Source organism: Vibrio viridaestus (assembly GCF_003856525.1).
GTDB lineage: Bacteria > Pseudomonadota > Gammaproteobacteria > Enterobacterales > Vibrionaceae > Vibrio > Vibrio viridaestus.
The window spans coordinates 643,882-667,405 of sequence record NZ_RJVQ01000001.1 but is presented as its reverse complement, the minus strand read 5'-3'; the positions used below and the strand labels follow the sequence as shown (position 1 = coordinate 667,405).

The 23,524-nt window shown below is 41.2% G+C and carries 15 protein-coding genes; 14 read left to right on the top strand and 1 reads right to left on the bottom strand.

Annotation, left to right across the window (positions count from 1 at the left end; all coding sequences use genetic code 11):
• Window positions 1–2: 2 nt before the first annotated feature.
• Window positions 3–2,657, bottom strand: coding sequence for a LuxR C-terminal-related transcriptional regulator (locus EES38_RS03035; RefSeq protein WP_124935678.1), 2,655 nt, complete (start codon window positions 2,655–2,657; stop codon window positions 3–5).
• Window positions 2,658–3,069: 412 nt separating this feature from the next.
• Here EES38_RS03035 and EES38_RS03030 point away from each other — a divergent pair, with 412 nt between their 5' ends.
• The 14 genes from EES38_RS03030 (at window position 3,070) to EES38_RS02970 (ending at window position 23,507) form a co-directional block, all read left to right on the top strand.
• Window positions 3,070–5,523 (top strand): glycogen/starch/alpha-glucan phosphorylase, encoded by a 2,454-nt coding sequence (locus EES38_RS03030; protein ID WP_124935677.1) that lies wholly within the window; start codon window positions 3,070–3,072, stop codon window positions 5,521–5,523.
• 14 nt (window positions 5,524–5,537) lie between these two features.
• Window positions 5,538–7,715: a 4-alpha-glucanotransferase gene (gene malQ, locus EES38_RS03025; protein ID WP_124935676.1), complete on the top strand. Its 2,178-nt coding sequence runs from the start codon at window positions 5,538–5,540 to the stop codon at window positions 7,713–7,715.
• Between the two features lie 164 nt (window positions 7,716–7,879).
• A complete protein-coding gene (gene glgB / locus EES38_RS03020) occupies window positions 7,880–10,075 on the top strand; it encodes a 1,4-alpha-glucan branching protein GlgB (protein WP_243694138.1) in 2,196 nt (731 codons plus the stop codon).
• 260 nt (window positions 10,076–10,335) lie between these two features.
• Window positions 10,336–10,854, top strand: coding sequence for an Hcp family type VI secretion system effector (locus EES38_RS03015; protein ID WP_124935675.1), 519 nt, complete (start codon window positions 10,336–10,338; stop codon window positions 10,852–10,854).
• Between the two features lie 134 nt (window positions 10,855–10,988).
• Window positions 10,989–13,079, top strand: a complete 2,091-nt coding sequence (locus tag EES38_RS03010; protein WP_124935674.1) for a type VI secretion system Vgr family protein — start codon at window positions 10,989–10,991, stop codon at window positions 13,077–13,079.
• Window positions 13,076–13,939: a DUF4123 domain-containing protein gene (locus EES38_RS03005; RefSeq protein ID WP_124935673.1), complete on the top strand. Its 864-nt coding sequence runs from the start codon at window positions 13,076–13,078 to the stop codon at window positions 13,937–13,939. Before EES38_RS03010 ends, EES38_RS03005 begins: the two co-directional genes overlap by 4 nt.
• A 2-nt stretch (window positions 13,940–13,941) precedes the next feature.
• Window positions 13,942–17,439 (top strand): toxin VasX, encoded by a 3,498-nt coding sequence (locus EES38_RS03000; RefSeq protein WP_124935672.1) that lies wholly within the window; start codon window positions 13,942–13,944, stop codon window positions 17,437–17,439.
• Between the two features lie 3 nt (window positions 17,440–17,442).
• Complete coding sequence (locus EES38_RS02995) at window positions 17,443–18,519, top strand: DUF6708 domain-containing protein (RefSeq protein ID WP_124935671.1); 1,077 nt, start codon at window positions 17,443–17,445, stop codon at window positions 18,517–18,519.
• A 258-nt stretch (window positions 18,520–18,777) separates the two neighbouring features.
• Entirely contained in the window at window positions 18,778–19,581 is an 804-nt protein-coding gene (locus EES38_RS02990) for a DODA-type extradiol aromatic ring-opening family dioxygenase (RefSeq protein WP_124935670.1), read from the top strand.
• A gap of 497 nt (window positions 19,582–20,078) precedes the next feature.
• Complete coding sequence (locus tag EES38_RS02985) at window positions 20,079–20,738, top strand: hypothetical protein (protein WP_124935669.1); 660 nt, start codon at window positions 20,079–20,081, stop codon at window positions 20,736–20,738.
• A 256-nt stretch (window positions 20,739–20,994) separates the two neighbouring features.
• Entirely contained in the window at window positions 20,995–21,774 is a 780-nt protein-coding gene (locus EES38_RS02980) for a hypothetical protein (RefSeq protein WP_124935668.1), read from the top strand.
• A 19-nt stretch (window positions 21,775–21,793) separates the two neighbouring features.
• Window positions 21,794–21,967 carry a hypothetical protein gene (locus EES38_RS22105; RefSeq protein ID WP_166434197.1) on the top strand — a complete coding sequence of 58 codons (174 nt, stop codon included), beginning with the start codon at window positions 21,794–21,796 and terminating at the stop codon, window positions 21,965–21,967.
• A gap of 16 nt (window positions 21,968–21,983) precedes the next feature.
• Window positions 21,984–22,943, top strand: coding sequence for a TAXI family TRAP transporter solute-binding subunit (locus tag EES38_RS02975; RefSeq protein WP_124935667.1), 960 nt, complete (start codon window positions 21,984–21,986; stop codon window positions 22,941–22,943).
• Between the two features lie 276 nt (window positions 22,944–23,219).
• On the top strand, window positions 23,220–23,507 hold the full coding sequence (locus tag EES38_RS02970; RefSeq protein WP_124935666.1) for an encapsulin-associated ferritin-like protein: 288 nt from the start codon (window positions 23,220–23,222) through the stop codon (window positions 23,505–23,507).
• Window positions 23,508–23,524 lie beyond the last annotated feature (17 nt).

Sequence of the window (23,524 nt, the reverse complement as noted above, 5' to 3'; positions counted from 1 at the left end):
TGTTATCTACTATTTAGGATCGTATCAACTAGCTGCTTTGCTTGCTTTCTGTTTATGACGCCAAGTTTTTGGTACAGGTTTCTAATATGCGTTTTGACTGTAGATGGGGCAATATCATAGCTATTTGCAATCTCGTCATTTTTCCATCCTGAGTAAATCAAACAAAGTATTGATACTTCCCGTTGAGTAAGAGCTGCTCCTTGAGCCTCTTGATACTGAATTATTCTGCTTGATAACTGGCTGGCATGCATTTGTGAGGGCTCTACAATATTATTGGAACTCACCTCAAGCATCGTATTTATTCTTTCTAAATGATGTAGCTCGATTCGTGTAAAATCTGCTGATTGATCGTTTAGGCATTGATCAACAAAGATTTCTACCCAAGGAGTGAATAGCAAATAGTATCCATAGCAATTCAGTTTGCTGCTGAGTTTTATGGCCTGTTTGAATTCTTCCAGTGCCAGATCGTCTTTTGATTGTTCAGAGTAAAGGTGTGCTCTTAAGACTAAGTCTCGGTATAAATCAATGTATAGTCCAAGGTCTTTAGCATTTGTGATTGCAGTAGTAAGTAACTGCTCACTTTGTGATAAATCCCCGCTATACAAATAAGCCAGAGCAATATTTCTATGATTTCTCTGGCTAAAGTGATTGATTGGATTACTTAGTTTGTTCGCCTGTGAAAGCCAATGCGTAATGCTGGTCTGATTCTCTTTAAGATATGCCCAAGAAAATAGAAAAACCTCAGAAGTATAGCTCTGCCACTCTGGATGGATCTCCGAAGAGCTGGGATCTGGACATTGAATGAGCGTTGAAGACAGATCTTGTTGTCTCTGCAGTAGTAATTCCGTTTTTGCCAGACAAATACGAAGTAGAGGACTTTCATCTGCCTTTAGGCTTTCTTGAATCCATTTACGCGCTTTGGTTAAGTCTCCGGTTTCAATATAAAGCTCGGTACGAATTTTGGTCATCAGTTTGTGATATAGACTACCGCAAGGAAAGTGATAGTCGTTCATCAGGTCAGAGGCTTTATTTAGAGTGTCTTCACAGGTACTCAATAACCCTTTAGCCAAATATATTTCGCTTTGTTGAATCAATGCCGACAGTATTTGCTCTGGCAGTCGGTATTGGCGAGCGTAGCGTTCGGTCTGCTGCATTAGCGATAATGCTTGTTCAAGACGGCCATAGAGTTGGTTTACTTTACCCGTTATCGATGTCGCTATACATCGCGCTCTGTAGGAAGCATGATCAAGGTTGATCAAGGCGTCTTCAGCGCAGGTCATGGCCGTGTCTACTTGATCGTGTGTCAGGGCTATATGAGCTTTTAGCACGTTGATTTGAGCCGTATATTCGTGGTCTCCATGTGGCCAATCATTATGTGCTTGATTATCATTTAACTTATCCTCGACCTGACTTTCATGGCCTAATGAGACGGCCAACCACAATGAGAGTAGATTCAGCTCTCTGTTTCTTTGTGTTTGATTAGGGATAGTTTCTAGGGCTTGCTTGAGAATGACAAAATTCAGATTATTCAGTAATGTCCAGCCTGCGTTCTCGATAAGACTCAGCAACTTCTCATTCAATTCATATTTTATGGCGATCTGTACCGCTTCAACGACGAGATTTTCATTTACTAAAGAGTCAACAGCCTGAGAGAGCAATATCACTGAGCGAGCCGAATGATGGGCTAATCTATGCACATCGCAGTATTGACGAAATAATGGGTGAAAGTGATAGCGATGGATTTGCTCTTTGTTTCTCTCAATCAAATCAAGTTTCATTAATTCGTCTTTGACTTTCTCAGCGTTTAGTCCGTTCAATTGACAAAGGAATTCTAATTGCTGTTGGGAAAATTGCGGTAACAGCGTCAATTGGAGACAAAGATTCCCTATACCTCTTCTGAATAAACTGAAAATTTCACTCTCGATGTACTGATTCAACGCTGCACAGTGTAATTTATGAATACCTTCCTGATGTGCTAGCTTTAATAAGGCTGGATCTCGAGCGACATCATCCATGATCAAAATTAAAGGGGATATCCAGCCGCGACAGTAATCGCTTAGTAATCTCGTATCCTCATGTGTTAGGTGTGCTGATGGGTAGTTGCTGGTAAGAAACGTATCGATATCTTTTTCGCTGAGGGTAAGTGAGTTCCTATCAATATGGATTAATTCACCGTTGATCTTGAGCGGAGCTGAGTGAACTGCCGGTTCTACCCGTCCTATGATGCAAAGCGTTAAGTGGTGTGTTTTCGAATGTAGAATTTGATTAATAAAGTCATGAATCTTTCTCTGTGATATTAAGTGAAAGTTATCAATGACTAAGATAAGGCTTTGTCCAAGCTCGGCCAGTTCTTTTATCAACTCCCGGCATAAACGCTTGACGTTAGTCGATTCATTTAACTGGTTGAAAGTGTGGGGTAATAGATGTTGTAACCCAGTTTGTACAGAGGATAAGAATTGCTCAAAGAAGAGTGTGTTGTCATTGTCTAGTGGTGTCAGAGAATACCAGGTTACGTGTTCTGACATTCTCAAGAGATGCTTAACGTAAGTGGTTTTTCCGTATCCTGCTGGCGCATGGACAGATATAAGTCTAATGTTAGATGGTATTGTGACTTGCTCTGAACGGGTCAATGTTAGTCCTCTGCCTATCTCTGTCATCAATTACACCAATCCTAGATGGAATGCTTCTACGCCTTAATATGTGATTTATGTCACGTTTTGTGCGGTGTATTTACTTAATCTTAATAAAACTATACAGAATTAATTCGATGAGATGATTTTTTGTTCAAATAATAATGTGATTAAAGTCACATATAGTGCAGATATGTATGAAAATTAGTCATATTTTCCTCCTTAATATCCCCTGTTTTTTCCTTTGAATGAAATAAATAAATCTTATTGAATTTGTATTTGGCCTTTTTATGTGATTTATGTCATAAAAAGATGCCATTTAATCTCTTCTACGCCTGTGATCTAATTCTTTTAATTAAGTAAAAGGGGGGATGACGTTCCTACGATATGTGGCAGCATGGATGGTGAAGTCAGCTCTAATAATTAGCGAGGTTCACCCATGAAGCCGGTCATGCAGAAAGAATTTGATAAAGTGTTATTTGAAGAAAACGTTAAGCGTCACTTGTCATCAACCTATGCGACGACACCAGAAACTGCATCATCTCGGGAATGGTATTTAGCCATGTCTCGTGCTTTGGCAGAACTCACCACTCTTGACCTTATCCAAACTGAAAAAGACCAAAACATCATTGGGGCAAAAAGTGTCAACTACCTCTCTCTGGAGTTTCTGATCGGACGCCTTACAGGGAATAATCTGCTAAACATGGGTGTCTATGAGTTGATCGACGATGCCATGAAAGATATGGGCCAGAGTCTCACCGATCTTTTAGAAGAGGAGAGGGATCCTTCTTTGGGTAATGGTGGGTTAGGTCGCTTGGCGGCTTGCTTTATGGATTCCTTGGCCGCGCAGGAATATCCAGCTGTGGGATATGGCTTGCACTATGAATATGGTCTGTTTAAGCAGTCTTTTGAAAATTGTCAGCAGAAAGAGGCTCCTGATGAATGGTGTGGTATTCAAGGATATCCTTGGGAAGTACCTCGTCCTGATCTCGCGCAGCAAATTGGCTTTTATGGGTATGTAGAAGTCGTCAACGAGAATGGTGTTGATAAAAAAGTTTGGGTTCCGGGTATGACAGTAAAAGCGATGCCTTGGGATTTACCGGTTGTAGGGTACAAAAGTGATACCGTCTATCCATTGCGATTATGGGAATGTCGGGCGATAGCGCCTTTCTCCCTTGAAAGCTTCAATAACGGAAACTACTTCGAGGCTCAGCATGCCCTGATCGATGCAGGTAACATTACCAAAGTACTGTATCCAAATGATAACCATGAGAAAGGTAAAACTCTGCGTTTAATGCAGCAGTATTTTCATAGTGCCGCTTCAATTCGCGACATTTTACGTCGTCATGAATCGGCGGGATATGCGTTGGAAGATTTACCTAAACATGAAACCATCCAGTTGAACGATACCCATCCTACGATCGCCATTCCTGAACTGATGCGTATCTTTATTGATGAAAAAGGTATGAGTTGGGATGACGCCTGGGCGATCTGCAGCAAAACATTTGCTTATACCAACCATACACTATTGCCTGAAGCGCTTGAAACCTGGGATGAGTCTCTGATCTTGCGTTTGCTCCCTCGGCATATGGAAATTATTTATGACATCAACTTCCATTTCTTGGAAGAAGTTCGGGCTAAATGGCCAGGGGATGTGTCTAAGCAACAAAAACTATCCATTATTCAGGAAGGATTCCACCGTATGGTGCGTATGGCCAACTTGAGTGTGGTCGGATCGTATGCCGTTAATGGTGTTGCCGCGTTGCACTCTGAATTGGTTAAGCAGGATCTGTTTCCTGAATTTAACGAGTTATATCCGGGCAAGCTACAAAACGTCACCAATGGGGTTACCCCTCGACGCTGGATTCAATTCTGTAATCCTGGTCTATCGTCCTTAATCACTAACAAACTCGGCGATGGTTGGCCAACCAAACTGGAAGAACTGGCGGCATTAGCCAAAGACGCTGATGACACTCAATTCCAGAAGGAATTCATGGCAGTTAAGAAAGAAAATAAGCAACGCTTAGCCGATTGGGTAAGTGAACATATGGGGATTAAACTCGATGTGAACGCCATTTTTGATGTGCAAATCAAACGCTTACATGAATACAAAAGACAGCACCTAAATATGCTTCATATTCTGTCTTTGTACTACCGGCTTCTCAATGATCCCGACTTTGATATGGTTCCCCGGGTATTTTTCTTCGGTGCTAAGGCTGCACCCGGTTACTACTTAGCGAAGGAAATTATTTTCGCAATTAATAAAATCGCTGAGAAGATAAATTCAGATGAGAGAGTTAATGACAAAATAAAAATTGTCTTCGTTCCTGATTATCGCGTCAGCATTGCTGAGCTGATGATTCCGGCTGCCGATGTCTCTGAACAGATTTCGACAGCGGGTAAAGAAGCGTCTGGTACCGGTAATATGAAGATGGCAATGAACGGAGCCCTGACGATAGGTACGATGGATGGGGCGAACGTTGAAATTCGTGAAGAGGTTGGTGACGATAATATCTTCATTTTTGGCCTTGAAGTGGATGAAGTAGAACAGCTCAGGGCAAAAGGTTACAACCCGTATGACTATTACAATGCGGATCCACTCCTAAAAGCCTCGCTTGACCTGTTAGTAGGGGAGGAGTTTACTCCAGGTATTCCTGGTCAGCTAAAAGCCACTTACGATAGCCTTTTAAATGGTGGTGATCCTTACTTAGTGCTGGCGGATTTTGCCTCTTATATTGATGCGCAAAAGGATCTCGATCATGCCTACAGAGACGAAGCACGTTGGGCGAAGATGGCGATTCTGAATACGGCTCTTACTGGTAAATTCAGTTCTGACCGTAGTATTCGTGATTACGTGAATAATATCTGGAAGCTTGAATCCGTCAGTCGTTGATAGGTGGGGTTAGTATGGTTGCACAAAGAGATGTCTTAGTTGAAGTTGCTGAGACTGCTGGGATCAAAGAACGGTACATTGATAACTGGGGAAAAGAAGCCCATATTGCGAGTGAAAGCTTAGCATTTATGCTCAATGAACTAGGCTACGATACATCCAGTGATGATTCACTTCTCCAATCCAAGACAAAGCACGTCAAGGAGGACGTGTTGGAACCAGTGGTCTTCGGTCGTGAAAATGAAGCGATAGAAGTCGCACTGCATATCGCTGATAGTGCCCGAGAGAGCGACTTTGAGTGGACGCTAACTACTGAGGATGGCCAATATTTTTCGGGTTACATTCAGTCGGATATTATCCGTGACGAACGCCAATCCGGAGGTGCCTTATTTTTTTCTGTTCCAGCATTACCTCTTGGATATCATTCACTTACGGTCTCTCGCAAAAGGCGTAAATCGCCTTATACTACGACGATTATAGTAACACCCTGCGCCTGCTATAAGCAGCCTGAGATTGCTAACGGTAAAAAATTATGGGGACCGAGTATTCAGCTGTACACGTTGAAAACGGAGCATAATTGGGGTATGGGCGACTTTGGTGATCTCAAGCATTTGGTCGCTGAAATGGCTCAGATGGGAGCAGATTTTGTCGGACTGAACCCGATTCATGCTTTGTTTCCAGCTAACCCTGAAGGGGCGAGTCCTTACAGTCCGTCATCACGTCGTTGGCTGAATATTTTTTATATCGATGTCAGCTCCATTCCCGAGTTTGCGTTGAGTTCAACAGCACAGCAAATCGTTGGAAGTGGGGAATTTCAGACAAAATTAGAGAAAGTGCGTGAATCTCATTGGGTAAATTATACCGAAGTCGCTGCGCTCAAAATGAGTGTATTGCCGTTATTATTCCAAGAGTTTAAAAAACGTCACCTCACTACAGGAACAGCAAGAGCGAAAGATTTTACGTCGTTTGTTACGGCTGGTGGTGAGTCTCTGCTCGCTCAGGCGACTTTTGATGCCCTCCAAAGTAAGCTATCTGAGGACGGCGATAATATATGGGGATGGCAGGCATTTCCCGAAAAATATCAGCAATTTCAGAATCCAGCGGTACAAAAGTACATTGATGAGAATGCCGATGAGGTTAACCTCTATCTCTATTTACAGTGGATTGCTGATACGCAGATAGAAGAGGTTCAGCAACTGGCTCTCGAACGTGGAATGGTGATTGGTCTGTATCGTGATCTGGCGGTTGGCGTTGCTGAATCGGGTTCTGAAGCATGGGCAGATCAGGGCAATCTGATGCTCAATCTTAGTGTTGGCGCGCCGCCCGATAATCTGGGACCACTGGGCCAGAACTGGGGATTACCACCGATAAATCCGGAAGTGATGCGCAACAATGCCTACAGTCCATTTATTCGTCTACTCAAAGCAAATATGAAGCACTGTGGTACTCTGCGCATTGACCATGTGATGGGATTATTGCGCTTGTGGTGGGTACCTCGTGGCGTGTCTGCGACCAAAGGCGCGTATATGAGATATCCGGTACACGAGCTGTTATCGATACTGGCGTTGGAGTCTCATCGCAATCAATGTAGTGTTATTGGCGAGGATCTTGGCACCGTTCCTGTCGAAATGGAACAGCTGTTGGCTGATGCTGGTGTCCATTCATACAAAGTCTTTTTCTTTGAAACCGCCGATGATGGTGGATTTATTTCACCGCGACACTATGTGGGGCAATCTATGAGTGCATTGTGTACCCATGATATGCCAACGCTGCGTGGCTTTTGGCATTGTAATGATCTCAAAATGGGTAAAGAGCTTGGGCTTTATCCTGATGAAGAGCAGTTACAACGGCTATTTGATCAGCGGTTGCATGCGAAACAAAATATTTTAGATTCTGTTGCTTGGCACGGCTTTTTACCTGATGGTGTGGGCAGAGATGCGAGCCTAGTGCCAATGGACACTTACCTTAGTGAAGGGCTACATCTTCATCTTGCCGCTGGCGCTTCATCGCTGATGAGTATTCAGCTAGAAGATTGGCTTGAAATGGATAATCCAGTCAATATTCCCGGGACTGTTGATGAGTACCCAAACTGGCGGCGTAAACTCAGTTCAACCTTAGAGGCGATTTTCTCGCGAGATGATATCAAAGCTTTAGCTCAGCATATTACTCAAGTCAGACAAAATACCAATGACTAACAGATAAGATTCAAAATTCGTGAGCTTTACGACTAGTTGCATAATCAATGGTAGTGAAATCAGTATTAGTATGTTTCAATGATGTTTAATAAACACGTTGTTTTAACAAGATAAAATCATTCTTATAAAAGAAAGTTATCTTTTTAGGTTTAGGAGTAGGGACATTGAAAACCGGTACAACGAAAAAAGTGTTATCGAAGAAACAACAAACCTATCAGTCATTAAATCACGCGGCGTTTGCCGATCCATTTGCCTTTTTAGGCCCCTATATTTCTCCTGAGCAAGGTGCTTTGAGAGTCTGGATGCCTGGTGCAACAGGGGTAGAGCTTCTTTTAGACGACGGAACTCGTTTACCATTAGTTCAGGAAGAAACGGATGGCTTCGTTCTCCAGGATAAACAAGATCTGCGTTTTACTCATTATCGACTGGCCGTTGATTGGTCTGGTGTTGAACAGGTAATCGATGATCCTTATCAGTACCATACGATATACGCAGAATACGAAGAGCTGCACACGCCTAAGAACATGTATCGTAATTTAGGTGCTCAGTTTGTTTGTTTAGAGAGAGACGGAAAGAAAATAGAGGGAACTCGTTTTCTTGTCTTTGCTCCACATGCTTCTTCCTGTGCATTGATTGGTGGATTTAATCAATGGGATGGAAGGCGTCATCCTATGCAGCGTCTGGATTATGGTATTTGGGGGTTATTCGTTCCCGATTTACCAGAAGGCACACAGTATAAGTTTGAGATAAAAGGACCTAATGGAGAAGGGCTTCCACATAAAGCCGATCCTTGGGGTTATTACTCAGAGCAGTTCCCATCTCTCTCATCAGTAACTTATGACCATTCCCGATATAAGTGGAAAGACACCAAATGGCAAAAGCGGGCTGTTACGGAAAAAAGAAAACAGGCGCTATCGTTTTATGAACTTCATGTTGGCTCGTGGAAGCGTGGGCCGAACAATGAATTTCTAAGCTACAAAGAGTTGGCCGACGAGTTAGTACCGTACCTCGTTGATATGGGCTATACCCATGTTGAACTTATGCCCATCGCGGAACACCCGTTCTATGGTTCTTGGGGCTATCAGCCGATTGGTTTATTTGCCCCTTCCAGCCGTTATGGTACGCCTGATGAGTTCAAGTATTTCGTCGACTTGTGTCACCAATCGGAGATCGGTGTCGTTATTGACTGGGTTCCTGCTCATTTTCCGTCAGACGGACACGGGTTAAATAATTTTGATGGTACGCCGCTGTTTAACGATCCTGATCCGCGCCGCGGCTGGCATCAGGATTGGAACTCTTTTATTTATGATATGGGGAAAGAGCATGTAAGGCGATTTTTAGTTGCCAATGCCTTGTTCTGGTTTGATATGTACCATATCGACGGAATCCGAGTGGACGCTGTGGCATCCATGTTATACCTCGATTATTCGCGAAGCCATGATCAGTGGGTACCGAATGTCGATGGTGGAAACGAAAACTACGATGCGATAGCGACTTTGAAGTGGATGAACGAAGAAGTCTATCGTCATTTCCCGAATGCGATGACGATTGCTGAAGAGTCTACTGCCTATCCTGGTGTTTCTGCGCCAACATTTATGGGAGGACTCGGCTTTGGCTTTAAATGGAACATGGGCTGGATGCACGATAGCCTTGAATACATAGAACATGAGCCAATCCATCGTAAGTATCACCATAATGTCATTACGTTTCCTTTAATTTACGCGCACAGCGAAAATTATATTTTGTCTCTGTCGCATGATGAGGTTGTCTACGGTAAGCGGTCATTGCACAACAAAATGCCCGGAGACGAATGGCAACAGACAGCCAACCTAAGAGCGTATCTGGGATATATGTATGGGCAACCGGGTAAAAAGCTTAACTTTATGGGAGCCGAATTCGGTCAAACGGGAGAGTGGGACCACGACAGTCAACTTCAGTGGTTTTTACTTGATTTTGAACGCCATCAAGGAGTGCAGAAACTCACTCGAGATCTGAATAAGTTGTATCGTAAAGAAAAAGCCTTGTACGAATGTGATGGCGAGCCGAAAGGCTTTGAATGGCGTCTATCTGATGCTGCTGATTCAAGTGTGTTAGCCCACGAGCGAATGAGTGAGAAAGGAGAGCGTATTCTAGTTGTCACGAATTTTACGCCAGTTCCTCACGAGCGTTTTCGTCTGGGCGTTGCGTTCGAAGGGATGTATGAGCTATTGTTGAATACCGATGACAAAGACTATTTTGGCAGTGGTTTTCCGACGACGAAGAAACTCAAAACACAAAAAGTTCAGAGTGAAGGTCTTGACCAGTCACTTCTTTTACAGTTACCTCCACTGTCCACCGTCTTCTATAAATTCAAATCTTAATCATTTCTCATGCCCAATTTACAGTGTGAATTGGGCAATTTTTTAGGTAAAAGTTTGCTAGACAAGCAATAACTTGCTTGGATTTAGGCAAGATCTTGCTTAATTGAGGATCGTGTATTTATAACTCATTGATTTCTATCGCGTCAAAAAATTGGCATTGCCCTTGCTCTATTAGAACTGTGTTTGCGCAAAACATACAAACTAACAATCTCAGTTGAAAGCGAATCTAAGAAGGATTCGCACTAAATAAGGAATTTGCAATGCCAACTCCATGTTATATCTCTATCGAAGGTGAAACTCAGGGTCTTATCACTTCAGGTGCTTGTACTTCAGACTCTATCGGTGATGCATACGTTGAAGGTCACGAAGATGAGATGCTGGTTCAACAGTTTGATCACGTTGTAACTGTACCAACTGACCCACAATCTGGTCAGCCTGCTGGTCAACGTGTTCACAAACCATTCAAATTTACTGTAAACCTAAACAAAGCAGTACCACTACTATACAACGCGTTATCTTCTGGTGAGAAGATGTCTTCTGTAACGCTAAAATGGTACCGTACTTCTATTGAAGGTAAACAAGAAAACTTCTTCACTACTACTCTAGAAAACGCAACTATCGTTGATATCCAGTGTGAAATGCCACACTGTCAAGATCCACGTGATTCTGACTTCACACAGAACCTAACTGTGTCAATGTCTTACCGTAAAATTACTTGGGATCACGTTAACTCTGGTACTTCTGGTGCAGATGACTGGCGTAAGCCAATCGAAGCGTAATTTACGTCTCGATTTCCCCAGCCACTCGCAATATGCGGGTGGCTTCAAAACCTTAAGCGAGATGCATTTTTCAAGTGTATAGCGCTTAAGGTTTTCGCCGTATTAATCAAAACATAAAAATAAAAGGTTTATCCATGGCAACGTTAGGCTTTCAGGTCACGATAGATGGCTTAGATGATGACACGCTTGTCGTCAGAGAATATCAGGGACATGAATCCATTTCAGATTCTGTCGATTGGCTAGGTCGACCGAGCTTCGGCTATCGATATCAAATAGAACTGGCGAGTCGTCGGATGGATCTCTCCGCTGATGATATCGTTGATAGTAAGGTATTACTGCAGATCGTTCGTGACAGTGAAGTGGTACAGCAAGTTCATGGCATCGTCAGAGATTTTACCCAGGGAGATACTGGGCATCACCACACCTTCTACTCTATAACTGTTGTCCCTGCGCTAGAAAGATTATCCCTGCGTCATAATAGTCGAATTTTCCAAAATCAAACGGTACCGGAAATTTTATCGGTGCTGTTGCAGGAAATGGATATTACTGATTACACCTATTCTTTAAAACATGATTATGTTGCTCGAGAATTTTGTGTTCAATATCGTGAGACAGACCTTGAATTTTTCCATCGTTTAGCTGCGGAAGAGGGCATTGTTTACAGCTTCATTCATCAAGAAGATAAGCATATTCTCTTTTTCACTGATGATAGTGAAAGCCTACCCGATGTTGGTGAAGGGATTCCTTACAACGCCTTATCTGGTGGTGTAAGCGACATGCCTTTTGTCTATCAGATGAGTGAGCATCGCCAATCCGAGCCATCCAGTATTAAAATGCAGGATTATAGTTTTAAAAAGCCTACCTATAATTTTGCGCAGGAAGCTCAAGGCAGTGACATGGATTATCAGTTACAAACCTATGAGCACTTTGATTCCCCTGGACGATTTAAAGATGACGCGACCGGAAAGTGGATTAATCAGGTTCGTTTAGACTATTTACGACGCAATGCGCATACGGCGACCGGACAAAGTAATCAACCTTATCTGCAAGCTGGCAGTACATTTGTTCTGACTGAGCATTTAGATAATACGATGAATCGAGACTGGTTACTGATTACGGTGAGCCACCAAGGAACTCAGCCACAAGCTCTCGAAGAAGTGGGTGGGCATGGTGAAACGACCTACAAAAATCAGTTTAAGGCGATTCCTGCTGATGTGACTTGGCGTGCGAAGCCGCAACCACAGCCTAAAGTCGATGGACCCATGATCGCTTTAGTCGTCGGTCCCAAAGGTGAAGAAATTTATTGTGATGAATATGGTCGGGTCAAACTGCAATTTCACTGGGATCGTTATAGTAACGGTGATGATGTCAGTTCATGTTGGGTGCGAGTCTCTCAAGGTTGGGCTGGCGCTCAGTATGGCATGATGGCCATTCCACGTATTGGTCATGAAGTGATTGTCTCATTTTTGAATAGTGACCCTGATCAGCCGATCGTTACCGGTCGGACCTACCACGCTAAGAACAATCCACCTTATTCTTTACCGGACAATAAGACCAAGACGGTTATTAGAACCGAGAGTCATCAGGGTAAGGGTTTCAATGAACTGAGTTTTGAAGACCAATCCGGTAGTGAAAAAATCTATCTTCATGCCCAGAAAGACTTCGATACCCTGATTGAAAATGATGCAACTCAGCACATTAAGCACGATCAACATCTCACTGTTGAGAATGACCGCTATACCAAAGTAAAAGTTAACGATCATTTGACGGTTGACGGAGAACAGAGAATTAAGATCGCTGACAATTTGAGCGTAGTCGTGGATAAGTCACTTCATCAAAAAGTGTCACAGAAAACCATACTGCAATCTGGTCAGGAAGTTCATCTTAAAGCGAGCAATAAAATTGTGCTGCAAGCTGGTAACGAAATAACGCTAAAAGGCGGCAGTGGCATCATTAAGCTAGATGCGGCTGGCGCGCATGTCATAGGCCCCAAAATCGGCCTTAACTCTGGCGGCAGTGCCGGCAGTGGCTCAGGCTACTCTGGTAAAGTCGCAGAATTGCCTAATGTATTGCAGGCTCTTAGCGCTCCAGAGGAATTGGTTCAGGCGGATGTGGCAGCGAGTGAAGAGTCTGAGAGTCCTTTATTGCAAAGTCGACAGATAGAAGCGTTGAAAAATAAATCACCTGTTTGTGAAGTTTGTGAAGAGGCGAAAGAGAACTCATGAAGAAGTTGTTAGATGAGTGGGTGCCGGACATTGATACTAGCCAGCCTAATGATTTGTATTTATTCGTTGATGCCGGACAAATTGAACAGTTTGCGCAAAAAATTTATCGGGTTCCCGGCGAAATTGATTTAGAACCCATTTATATGTTGCCGCCATATGATCATTTACGCGAAGTCTCACCATACATAGTTAAAGTTACTGATTCCGTTAAAGAATGGTTTATTGAGCAAAATAGTGTCACGGCAGGTTTTTTCTTTTCTTCTCAGTTTGAAATTGATGATTTATGTGAGCATTTTCGCCAGTGTATTAAAGTGATGACCCCATATGGAAGTAAAGTGTTTCTCAAAATGGCTCAATCCGAAGCGGCTTGTGCGCTTTTAGAAAATGATAACCCCCATTTTTGGTTTATGTTAGAACAGGCTTGGTTGCCAACAAGAGCAGGATGGAAAGAGTTAGACAAACCTGAACATCTTGAAAATGAGATTCAGTGGCCCTTAGTTTTAACAGAATCAGTCTGGCAGGAATTCGGTCAAATAGCATGGTTAACTTCGCTAGAAGGCGTTCAGGAACATATCCAAAATTACTTTCCACATTTGACTGATTATTCTGATTTTAACCGTTGGCTAAAAGAGAAAGCTAAAGAAGCTTATGATCAGGGATTTACCAGTATTCAGGATCTACTTTTCTTTTTTAATATTATTGGATATTTAGGCGAAGAGGCAGTATATACAAACCAGTATCCGGATATATATCAGTTAATTACCTCGCCATCTGTAAGAACTCCGTCACAACGAATAGAGCAGGCAGCCAAACTTGCATATGAATATTCACAATCAATGTCAAATGAGCAGGAGCAATAGGCATGTCCGCAAATAACGCAGCGAAAAGTGGTAGCAGTAGTGATGCAATGAGTGCGGTTGGGGAATGTCCGTTGAAGCAGAAAAAATTACAACTAGTTCCTATCAGGTATGCATTGGCTGAACATGAAGAGCCTCACTCTTCGATTGATTCTAAATTTAAAAAGATTGTTGATTTTAGACCTATAGGTATCAGGCCCTTACCTGTTGATGGCTATCTATATGTTATTCATTCACAAAGACAGGATATTATTTACGCGTATTCTGTAAAAACGAATGGTTCAGTCCAAAAGTTAGAACAGCAAGCACTGACCGAAGGAGGAACTGAATATGTGTATTCAGACTCAGAAAAGGCATTGGTTGTTGATCAGTGTGGAATGATTGAAGTTTTGTATAGCCGAACTGCAATTTCGCCCAAATTACAAAGTCAATTGCTTGATTCTGCTGCTTTAAGAAAGCAATTAATGCAGCGTTGTGCCGTTGGTCAATTTTCTGCAGGAAAAGGTGCTAAACATCTATTGCCTCCTGAATTACTATCAACTTATTTAGCGGACTGTCATCCTGATATCAGTGATTATCTGGATAATTGTGATTCAGGTGAAAGTGATTATGTCAATGAGTTCCCATGGTGTTGGGAAGAAGAAAAGCCCCAAAAAATTGATGGTACATTGTTCACAGCTCAAATATTAGCTGCGTATAAAAACGATGCCGCTATTCTTCTTTTAGAAGACCCCATTGGTATAAAAACAGAGCTAGCTAGCTCATATTTAAGCCTTTCTCAGCAAGAACAACTTTGGTTCAGTAAAGATAATAATAAAGCAAAATATTTTGCTGCCAGTCAAATAAAAACGCTAATGGAAATTGGTGCACGTCAGTTTAAAGCCAATACAAACAATAAAGATATTGTGAGATGTGTAGACAATCATCTTGATGATATTAAACAGCGTTATCTTGATTACACTAAAGCCAGTGATGATTATTGGGATTATATAAAAAATCAGACAGTTGGAGTGACCTATTCAGTAAATCTCGATGCTATTTATGATTCTGATGCTTGTAAAGCATACTTAAATGAAAAACAAAAAAATATTGATTTTGCAAAAGAGCATGGAATTGATCCCGGAGAATTAGAGCAGTTCTTTAAACGTGTTAAACAAGAGAACAGAACTCTTCTAGAAGGTAAGTGGGAAGGATTAACTGGTGATAGAGGTATCTTGGATCGCATCCGTAGTGATGAGATGAATTCTTGGTATGATGATGCTCAAAAAAGGATAAAAATTTGGAGAGAGCAAACTGAGCTTGTTGATACGGACCGAGCTAACATGCTTGAATCGGCATACGGTGCTTTACCAGTTTTTGATAAGGAAAATAAGGATGATTTTCTTGCTCGTCTTAAACTGGAAAACCACTGGCTAATCAATTTAGGCGAAGTTGATAAAAATAGGGAAAAAGTAAGAAAATTCTATTTTGAATTACTAGGCGAGCAGAATTTACATATATTTAAAAGCGATAAAAAAGACTTTGTAACGCTGGTTCAGCATGATATCAGCATGACGGAATTATTGAACGACATCGTTAAGCTCAAAGAAATAAACGATAATTACGATAGCACTATATCAGGTTTAAGTGGCTTAGTTGATTTTCAAAATTTATTGGCAGGCCGTTATCTTATACCTATGGAAGCAATGCCTGATGAAATTCGTTATCAGTTAAGTTTGATTGGTTCACAGTTGTCGGGGCTAGCTCTAGAAGAATTAAAAGAATTATCGGATAGTTTAAAACAAACTCAGTCTCGTGCAGATTCGTTGGTTTATCGAGCAAAACCTGGTCTTGTTGCCTTATTATTGGGTCAGAAAAAAAATGCGAATGTTGAATTAGATGTAGGGACTGAAGCGGGTAATACGGCTTTTGATGGGAAATTTACCGAGCTTGAGAAAATTCGTACAGATGCAGAGTCATTATTGAGTAAACGAAATTCAGTAGAAAAAAGTGTTAGCGGTACTGCGACCCAAAAAGATGCCCTAAGAGCCGAGTATAATAAGCAACTTCATTTATTAGCTGATGAAGCTCAGGATGTGTTAGATGATTTATCGGCTAGGTCATTACCAATTGCTAAGTCAGGGCAACCACATCCCCCATCTCATATCACTATTAAAGCCGCTGGTGCTGCTGCTGATGATTTAGATGAAATTTTAAAATTACGGCGTAAAGTATTAACAAACGAGCTTCTATATGGAAAGACACAAGGTTTTGGGTTTAAAGGTTCGGTAACTACAGGCAGTGTTGCTTTTGTTGTATTTATAGCTAATGCATGGAACTGGCATTCAACTAAAGAGCAATTTGCAACAAAATCTCAGCTCTCTTTTTCTGAGGGGATTGAATATTTTGCTGGTTTGACAAGTTTCGTTTCATCCGGAGTATCACTGACAGTAGAAGTCTTAAAAACTAAGGTCATGTATGATTGGATAAATAGCTCGACAGATATAGCGAAGGCCGTTGTTGGGAAAGTGGTGACTTTGGGTAATCTTGCTGTTTCTTTCTCTTCTTTTGCTGGAAGTTTTTTAGATTCCATTAAACAGATGCGCCGAATACAAAATAGTTGGATGAGGGGGGATGTAGGTTCTCTTGTTGCTTCTAGCTCTTCTCTGGTGGGTGATGGAATTCAAGCTTGGCATTCGGGAAAAATTGCTCTTTATACTGGTAGGCAAGTTATGGAAGTTGTTGCTAAAAGAGTTACATGGCAACTTGCGGCTGAGCAAACTTTGGGAGTAGTTGCAAGAGCAAATCCATATATGCTTATTGCTTCAGCATTAATTTTTGCAGGTGAGTTTGCTTACAATTTTCTTCAGTCTTCTCCATTAATGTTGTGGGTGAGCCAATGCAGTTGGGGCAAAGATGGAATTTGGTTCTGGCATAAATACCAAAATTGGGATTATCAGACTCAGTTAACAAAATGGTTTGAAGTTACTCAAACACCAAAAGTTAATATTGAAGCTGAACAATATAAGGTAGAGCATTCCTCCCCCAGTGGTAACTGGTATGCCATGCTTACCAAGCATAGAGTAAAAACAATACAAGTTATTATTCCTATGGTTCATCCTCAACACGTACGTCTTTCTGGATATGTTAAAGTAGAAGGACAGAAAGAACCTACCGATATCACGCAGAGTAATTTAATCGCGCAAAGTCGGGTGATAAATGATGGTATCAATACTGTTTATGAGTTTGATTGGCCTCAAAGTGATGTTAACCAGAGAAAGTTTCAGTATCTTGATTTGTTATTGGAAGTAAAAGCATACAATGGCGAAATTTTATTTGCTGAACAAAAGGGGGCGCGGTTTACCATTAACTTACAGCAACCTCAAGCGCTTGAGGAACTGACAGATAGAAAAGGGTGGTATCAGGTTCAGCAATTAGATGAAGATGATGAACAATATACATCCCTTACGAAATTAGAAACATCGTTAAAGGAATTAAAGTCGGCCCCTTCTGAGAGAATATAATTTATGGATTTACATTTTCCTTTTTTTGCTGGACAAAGAACTGATAAAGCTTTTGGTAGTAGTCATGTCTTAAGCCCGTTACCGATTAAAACAATGATTCCCAAAGCCAGCACTTGTGATTTGCTTATCGACAAAAAAGAGGCTTATTTGGAGTTTGGTGGGGTCGGCGGTCTAATTTTCCAAACTCAAATAATGTGGATGTTATTTTGTATGGGGTTTTTCCTCTTTTTTTTACCACTATATATATGGTTTGGTGGTTTTTCTGGCATCTATTTAGGTTCATATAAAGAAGTCTTCGTTAAAGGTGAATGGATATTCCAGCTTCAGTATTTTGAACTTTTTGCAGGATTACTTGGCACTATTGGACCTTTGGGAGGAGGGGTATTTATTATTTATAAAATCGCACAGCATGCACGTAAGACTTTAAGTCAAAACCTTCCTCTGCGTTTCCATCGGCAACGTCGTGAAGTAATGTTTTCTTCCTGGAATGAAGACACTAAGAAAACAGAACTCAAGTTTATTCCATGGGAAGAGGTTTGTGCCATGGTTGGGCAGGGAAGTGCGATATCAACAGGTGGGGTTATGTCATCGGCTTCTCTCTTAATCGGTGCTAACGACGATGAAATGTATGGGCATTTCTGGTCTACAGTGCAGACAGGAGCAATGCATAAGATTCACGCAGCAGCTATTTGGGAAATGATTCGCTCTTTCATGGAGGATGGCCCCGATTCTATCGGTGAACCTCAACCGATGACGCTAGAGGGGTTAATTGAACAACACTGTGCCAGTCGGGATATGAAAGTAGAAGAGTTTTCTGCAGCGACTAGATTTTGGTGGTACCTCAATGGAACTATGTTGGGAATCTGGCGGGTTAACCACGAAACCAAGAAGATGAAGCAGAATGCCGATTCGTTCGTCGAAGTCACCGAGTGGAGTAAGCCGATCCCTAAATTACAATGGGCTAAGCCAAGTGAGGCACTTCAGTATTACAACAAGATGCTGTCTGAAAATGAATATGCCAAAGGTGCAACTATTTTCTCTGTTGGCGATATTCGACAAAAATATGGTGATGTGCGATAGATTTCCGTGGGTTGAAATTTAAGTGTAAAGGTCACAAAGATAAAGGATAAAGAGACGAGCTAATAGTTGGCTCGCTATAGGTTTTTATCTTCCCCGTATTTCCCATTATTCATTAATACTAAGTACGTACACCCCTAATCTTTGAACAATATAGTCTAATAATTCGTTGGAGATAGAGATTGTGCAATTGATGGCATTGGCGTTAGCATACCCTTATCTAAATTAAGGAATTTATAGTTTACAGTAAGGGTGTTATTTATGGCTCAGAATCGTCAATATCTCTATATCTCTCACGGTGGTGGTCCTATGCCATTGTTGGGGGATCCTGGTCACCAAGAAATGGTGGATCACCTAAAAATGATCGCGCATGATATTCCTAAGCCATCGGCTATTATTGTTATCAGTGCGCATTGGGAAGAGAATCAAGTTAACATTACTTCAGCAACAAATCCTCAGATGCTATATGACTATTATGGCTTTCCGGATGAAACCTACAGTATTCAATATCCAGCGCCGGGCGAGCCTGTACTGGCAAAACAAGTTCAGTATAAATTGACCAAACTAGGAATACCTGCACAGTTAAATCCTAACCGCGGATATGATCATGGCTTATTCGTTCCGCTGATGATCATGTATCCTGATGCGGATATTCCCTGCATACAAGTATCACAGCTCAACAACCTTGATCCGGTTAGTCATCTTGATCTCGGCGCAGCATTAAGTGAATTGGATTATGACAATCTGTTGGTGATTGGTTCAGGCTTTTCTTTCCATAATATGCGCGCGTTCTTTTCACCGGAAACTCAAGATATGAAAGAAGCGAATCATGCTTTTGAATCCTGGTTAATTGATACCTGTACCAACAAAACTTTAAGTGAAGACGAGAGAACTCAGCGCTTCGCAGAGTGGGTTAAAGCGCCAGGAGCACGCTTTTGTCAGCCTCGCGAAGAACACTTATTGCCTCTGCATGTCTGTTACGGCATGGCCCAAAGAGCTGCAGATAAGCACTATACGCTGACAATTCTTGGCAAAGAGGCCAGTATGTATTACTGGAAGGACTAATTGAACTTAGTAAAGTTTGCTTTGTAGATACGTATCGTGGTTAAGTACACAGGAAAACGACGGTAGTAAAGAGAAACGAGCCTCTGTTTAATAGGCTCGTTTTGTTTATTTGATGAATAGTGAAATTCATTCAGATGCTTTCTCGGTATCATCCTGACCGCTATTTTTAACTAATTTCTCGTAGTGATTGATGTCAGTGCTTTCCTATCAAGATTATCCTAATCGAATAATACGAGAAAAAACGATTAAAATTTATTATTCGTAAAGCAATTTATGCTGATTATTATCATTTCTTAATCTCAATATTTGAGGTTTTATTATGACTCTTGTTAATAAGATCTTAACTATGCGAAGTCTTATTATCTCTCAACCTTGGTTATCGTAAAAATTCGTTAAATGGGGTTTAATCCGCCGCGAAAATAAGGATTAGTTAAATAACATTTTTATGAATAAGTTCGTTAATTTCTAATCTTATTTGACAGTGTATAGATTACCCAATGTTGGAGAAAAAGATGATCGTTTGGGGAACCAAAAGTAAGATAATTAGCGGGCCTGAAATTAGTAATATTCAATGTCCTAGTTGCGATAGCACCAAGTTCAATTCGTTTGGTATCTTGAAGTACCTGCATGTGTACTGGATTCCTTTTGTAGCGAAAGGCAAAGTACCTGGCATAGAGTGCCAACACTGTAAGAAATCTCTTATCGGAAATGAGTTGGAGCCTGAACTAGCAAATGAAATTAAAAAGAACGTATTTACAAAAAAATCCGTTGCTTCTCGTTATATAGGTTTAGTTCTAGTTCTTGCGATACTCTGTGCTGGCGCAGTGAGTGGTTATCAGCATAGTCAAAATGAGATATCCTACATTAGCCAACCGATGATCCATGATGTTTACGTGGTGGATATGACCAAAATATACGATAACGCAGATCCTGAATATAAATACGGGGCAATGCGCATTCAGTCTATTGATGGACAAAACATTACGATGCAGGTCAGTAACCTGATATATACCCGTAGCAAAGGAGTTAAGAAGGACATTCGTAAAGGGAAGACTGCAAGTGATAGTTATTACGATACCAATACAGATACCTTCACGTTACAGGAACTTCAGAACCTGAAGGACAAAGGCGTGATAGACTATATTGACCGAGATTAGAAAGGTTAAACCAGCGATATAGTCGCTGGTTTTTTCTTTAATATGTATTCACATAGACTAGATCTATCACTTAAATTTTCTAAAAGTCTTCATTCTCTATATTAATAAAATAATTGAATTCTTATTATTAAAGCATTCATCTTACCATTAAGAATTATCAGTATCTTATATCTGAGTATTCGTATTAATCCATGAAATTTAACAGATTGATTCTGCTATTATCCGCGCCAAATTCGATGCAGGAGCGAGTAAACATATGGATCAATCTGTTAGACAAAATATGTCTCCCAGCAGCAGTTTTGCTGCGATTCTAGAAAATAACCGTAGTGAGTTAGCTAGAATTGACGAGATCAGTAAAACACCTATCACGGCGAAGAAACGTAATATCGTATTTACAGCATTAGTGTTTGCTCTTGTCTTATTGTTGGGCTTATTTGCTATCCAAATCATCACCGGTATCGTTGCTTTAATTCTGCTTGTTATCACCGCTGTGGGATTATTTTTCGGATTACGCTTTTTGAAAGCGATGGACCCTTATATCCGCCAGAAAACCCAAAATATCTTAATTACTAAAATGACTCAGGAAGCACGTAAAAATGCGGTTTCGCAATTAGATGCTCAAGTCATAAAAAACACAGAACGCCTTGAACTAGCTCGCGCAGCGAGAAACAAAATGGGTGCTGCGATTGAATCGTTACGTGGGCAAATTAACGAAAAGAATGTAGGTAAGCCGCATTACGAGCGAAAAAAAGAGATTTTATCTCGTGTTCAAGTGGCTTATGAACAGGTGCAAATAAAATTGGATTCAGCAGCGAAAGCAAATCAAGCGTTCGCGATTAAGGTCCGAGAATATAAAGAGATGGAAGCTTTTGCAGCGCAAGCCAGTGAAGCGATGAAGTTCTTTAAGTCTACTGGCGATTCTCAGCTTGAAGATATGCTATCTCTCGAAGCATTTAATCAAATTGAATCCGACTTTAATACAGCATTAATTGATATCGAAAACAGTGTTCACGATATCAGTATGGACGTGGATTAATCGAAGTATGGATACCGATATGCAAGAAACTAAGTCTGTCGAAAAAAGTACGCAATGGATGACTCGTGTGGTTATTGCGTTATTTATTTTAGTGTTACTGGTTGGTGGCCTCGCCGTATTCGGTGGCTCGTCATCCTCTTCAGAAAATTACAATAATTCAAACTCTTATTCAGAAGAAAATCCGTTTAACTAAGTCAGGGAATGAGATCATGTTGGCAAAAAAATTATGGTTAGGTTGTGTATTTGTCGTTACCGCTTTTGGGGTAAACGCTGAGCAACAGTCTGCACAGACAATTAAAGTAGGGACTGGCGGTAAGTCTGGTAACTACTATTCAATGATGAACGATATTAAAGATTATTGTTCAGATGCGTTGACACCGGGTTCCAGCTTACAGGTAGAAGAGAGCGATGGTTCTGTCGATAACGTCATGGGTCTAACAGACAAGCGCTTTTCCGCAGGAATTGTACAAGAAGATGTCTTACAGTATTTCAAGAAGACCCAGCCTCGCTCCGTGAACACGAACAGAATAAAGATTATATCGGGGCTTCATATGGAATCTGTGCATCTTTTGGTTCCTAAAGGTTACGAAGGCGATAAACAAGGCGGTATTAAGGGCATGTTTGGTTCACTGTTTGGGGATGACGATAAAAAGCCAGTTTCTATCGATATGTTGAAAGGTCAAACTATCGGATCTTGGGGAGGCAGTGTTGTCAGTGCGAAAGCGCTAAGTTACTTCATGAATCTCAACCTTAACGTCGTTGAGGTTCCTACTAAAGATCGTCGAGCGCCGAATATTCCTCTTCTTTTGGTCGGTGGGCATCCGTATAAACCAGTTCAGGATCTATTGGAAACGGGTAAATATGTACTCATTCCAATTGACTACGCTGAGTTGAGAGACAAAGCGCCATTCTATCTTAAATCGACCATTAGCTATAAGAACAATGGCAAGATTAAGACTGTCCCGACATTTGGTGTAAGAGCGTTGTTTGTAGGCAAATCATTTCGCCGCGAATCACGTAACGAAAATATGACCAAGCTAGCTCAGTGTGTGCAAGACAGTTTGATCGACCTTGCTGACGATCCAGATACTAATCCTGCTTGGGGTTCTGTTTATGAGTTAGAAGATGATGGGGAACAAACCAGCTGGAGTTACTTTCCACTGAAATAAAGTTTAGGATAACTCGATCTGATGTTATGGCCAGACTGGATGAGTCTGGCCATTTTCGTTTTTCGTTGGTCAAAACTCTGTGAAAAAACGTCCTTAATAGTGGCTATCTCACCTAGTAACTTGCGATTTATAGCATATGAGAGAATACTGGGTTAGTCACTGACGTCATTATTGATTTTATTAGGACTTCTGGTCTTGATGCTATGAATGGCGATAGTGTTGATACATGCTTATTAGAATGATTTTTAATAATACTGATTACGCGAGGAGCAAAAAATGGCAAGTGAAGGTTATCATGAACCTGCAGGCGAGTTATCCGATGAAACTAAGGATATGCACCGAGCAATTATTTCGTTGATGGAAGAGTTAGAAGCTGTCGATTGGTACAACCAGAGAATCGATGTGTGTAAAGATGATGAATTAAAAGCAATTCTTACTCATAACCGTGACGAAGAAAAAGAGCACGTTGCAATGGTGCTTGAATGGATCCGACGTAAAGATGGAACGTTGGATAGTGAATTAAAAGATTATCTATTCACAGACAAGCCTATCGCCCATAAATAGTCGTAGCGCCAATAGTG